The sequence below is a fragment of the Flavobacterium sp. genome (assembly GCF_049590715.1).
In the GTDB taxonomy this organism is placed as follows: domain Bacteria; phylum Bacteroidota; class Bacteroidia; order Flavobacteriales; family Flavobacteriaceae; genus Flavobacterium.
Map to the genome: position 1 here is coordinate 1 of NZ_JBAWDL010000124.1, position 3,195 is coordinate 3,195.

The following is a 3,195-nucleotide window of genomic DNA, read 5'->3' on the forward strand; positions in this document are numbered from 1 at the left end:
GCGGTGTTTTCTCAATCGAAACAAAATTGAATAGAGGAACTAAAATGATCGTTGGATTGCCAATAGCTAGAAAGTAGTCGGGATTTTCAACAATAGAAAGTATGTCAGTCTAAGCTTGTTCAAGACCCTTTACAAGAGTTCACTTCGAGAAGTATAGTGTGACAAAATGGAACCTATTTCAGGTAAAATGTCAGTCTGAGCGTGTCGAAGACCTTTTACAAGAGTTTACTTCGACAAGATCGATACGATAAAATAGAAATAATTGTTTTATCAAAAACTAATTTCATTCCACTCATTCAATCCATTTGTTTTTATCGTGCTTTCTCATTCTTGTTAGTATTAAAGGAATGTCTATATTTGTATCAAAGCAGTTAGTAAATACCACAAAACTATATAGAATCTATGGACAATATCAACGTTTTAATTATTGAAGACACAGCAACTGAAAGTGAAGCTTTAGTCGAAGTACTGATTCAAAATAATTATAACATCGTAGGAGTAGCTCAAACCTATGCTGAGGCTTTAACCTTGTTTTATAGTAATACCGTTGATGTGCTTGTAATTGATGTTTTTTTAGATGGAAATCCTGAAGGAATTACATTTGCTGAAACTATAAATGCAGTTCCAAATGCCTCTAAGCCGTTTGTTTTTTTAACGAGTTCAAGAGATAGACAAATTTTTGAACGAGCGAAGTTGACACAGCCCTATAGTTTTTTGATGAAACCTTTCAATGAATTGGAAATTCTATATGCTTTGGAAATGGCGGTCGAGAAATTTTACAAACAACCCAATGTTTTTTTGAGTGAAGATCAAGATACGGTAATTAGTCAGGAATATTTGTTTATCAAAAAAAACAAAGCCTTGAAGAAGGTCTTGCTTACTGATATTATTTATGTGGAGGTTGAAGATCGTTATTGTAAAATTGTGACAGAACAAGAGAAGTTTTTGATTTTGATGTCACTGACTAAAATAATGGAACTTTTAGATCCCAAAGTATTTTGTAGAACACACCGTAATTTTTTGATAAATATTGATAAAATAATTGAAATCGTTCCTCAGGATAATTTGGTTTGGCTCAAGAACAATCACAATGTGATTTTAAGCGATAAATATAAAGACTTTGCAAATCAGTTTCGAATCTTGAAATAATTTTTTTATACAAATAACAACTAATCCTTCATCATTTGATGAGGGATTTTTTTGTTTCATGGATTTACTACTGCTTTTTTGTAGTCTTATGACAATCATTCCAGTCTTCCTGTCTTATTATTCCGTGTGCCATATTTATTGTAATAGTTTTATAAAAAAAACAAATAAGAAAATGTCTTTTTTTTTGTAAGTGAAAATTAGTTATATCCTCAAATACATTAATATGAATCACGTTAAATATAGAGTTGGAAAATGGTTGCCTTCAGATACTTCTTTTTTGAATCATTGGATTGAAACTAAAATCAAACAAGTAAAAGTAAATCCATTACCGTTGCATCCAGCAGTGGCAAGTTTGCGAGAAGCTATTTATGCAGACTCCATTTTGTACATGAGTTTTGTGAGTATGTATGATGAAATTCCGCAAGGATATAATGAGCCAGTTAAGAATTTTGAAACCATGCTTTTGATTATCAACCAAATTTTGACAGAAGCGCCTTGTTACAGTGTAGTCGAAGATAAAATAGGTTTGGTTGGTTTTCCAATAAATGCCATTTTAGACTGGGCAATGGGAACTCAAGGTGGTTATTTGGCTTTTACAAATACATTGGTCAATCAAAAACTAAGAGATATTTTGAATGTTTGGAAGCAGTTTTTAGAAACAACTTCCTCTCAGTATGTTTTGGTTGATGGACCTATTGCTCAAGTGCAAATGGATTATAGTAATCCTATTGGCTGGTTTTCTCCACAAGCATTAGAGGCAATTGCAGCAATGGATCCACTAAGAGGAATAGGGAATAATCCTTATGATGCCAAAGCAAATTTTAGTTACAATTACCAATGTGATTCGACAAAGCCATATTATGGTTATGCTAGTTGGGATGCTTTTTTTACAAGAGAATTTAATCTTGGAGTAAGGGAAGTTAGTGCGGTTGATCAAGATCCCAATGTGATTGTGAATGCCTGTGAGTCGGCTCCTTACAATTGTGTGACCGATGCTAAAATGAAAGATAAATTTTGGATGAAAGGGCAACCTTATTCCTTGTTAGATATGATGGATAATCATAAGTTAGCAGCTGAGTTTGGAGATAATAGTACTGTATATCAGGCTTTTTTGTGTGCCAAAACCTATCATAGATGGAATAGTCCTGTAGATGGAAAAATTGTAGCAATACAAAATGTAGCAGGTACGTATTATGCCGAAGCGCCTGTAGAAGGATTTGATCCATCAGGCCCAAATGATTCTCAGGGTTATATTGCTGAAATAGCAGCAAGAGCGTTGGTTTTTATTCAGTCAGATAATCCTAAAATAGGTTTGATGTGTTTTGTCGCTATTGGTATGGCTGAGGTTTCTAGTTGTGAGATAACAGTAACGGTAGGTCAAAAAGTAAGTAAAGGAGATCCAATAGGAACCTTTCATTTTGGAGGATCTACACATTGTTTAATCTTTAGACCAGAGGTGAATATAGATTTTGATTTTCACAATCAAACGCCAGGTTTAAATACATCTAACATTCCTTTAAAAGCAAGAATAGGTGTCGTGCAATAAACAGTACTGAATTATATAAAAAAAGTGGAGTTCAGAAACCACTATAAAAACGAGGACGTATCCGAAAATCCTAAAGAGTAGGAAAAACAAAATAGTTATTATGTTAAATCAAGCCCCAACACAAGAAGCAACATTAGTAGGAGGATGGTCTCCGTTTCATCCATTAACAACTCAAGATCAAGAAATCTTTAATCAAGCATTACAAGGATTTTTAGGAGTGATTTATACTCCAAATGCAGTGTCAACTCAAATCGTAGCTGGTAAAAACTACCGTTATAAATGTACGGCTTCTATGCCTCCATCCGATGTAATTTGGGAAGCTATTGTTGAAATTTATGCTCCTTTAACTGGTAAGCCTCATATTACAGGTATTACAAGAATATAATTTTATAGTATGAAGGAATAGAATCAAGTGTTTGATTCTATTCCTTTTCTTAATCTAACTATAAATTTGAATTGCGTAGCAGTTTTTAAAGAATATTAAGGATTTATTGTTTTTT

3 protein-coding genes are annotated in these 3,195 nt (G+C 33.1%); all 3 read left to right on the forward strand.

All coding sequences use genetic code 11. From position 1 onward, the window contains the following. The first annotated feature begins 402 nt into the window (after positions 1-402). Complete coding sequence (locus WBQ70_RS05605) at positions 403-1,149, forward strand: LytR/AlgR family response regulator transcription factor (protein ID WP_423911546.1); 747 nt, start codon at positions 403-405, stop codon at positions 1,147-1,149. 223 nt (positions 1,150-1,372) lie between these two features. Further along, positions 1,373-2,695: a phosphatidylserine decarboxylase family protein gene (locus tag WBQ70_RS05610; protein ID WP_423911547.1), complete on the forward strand. Its 1,323-nt coding sequence runs from the start codon at positions 1,373-1,375 to the stop codon at positions 2,693-2,695. A gap of 100 nt (positions 2,696-2,795) precedes the next feature. Continuing rightward, entirely contained in the window at positions 2,796-3,080 is a 285-nt protein-coding gene (locus WBQ70_RS05615; protein ID WP_423911549.1) for a hypothetical protein, read from the forward strand. The last annotated feature ends 115 nt before the right edge of the window (positions 3,081-3,195 follow it).

Coding starts and splice junctions, on each gene's coding strand:
- WBQ70_RS05605 (WP_423911546.1), top strand. CDS start 403: ATGGACAATATCAACGTTTTAATTATTGAAGACACAGCAACTGAAAGT.
- WBQ70_RS05610 (WP_423911547.1), top strand. CDS start 1,373: ATGAATCACGTTAAATATAGAGTTGGAAAATGGTTGCCTTCAGATACT.
- WBQ70_RS05615 (WP_423911549.1), top strand. CDS start 2,796: ATGTTAAATCAAGCCCCAACACAAGAAGCAACATTAGTAGGAGGATGG.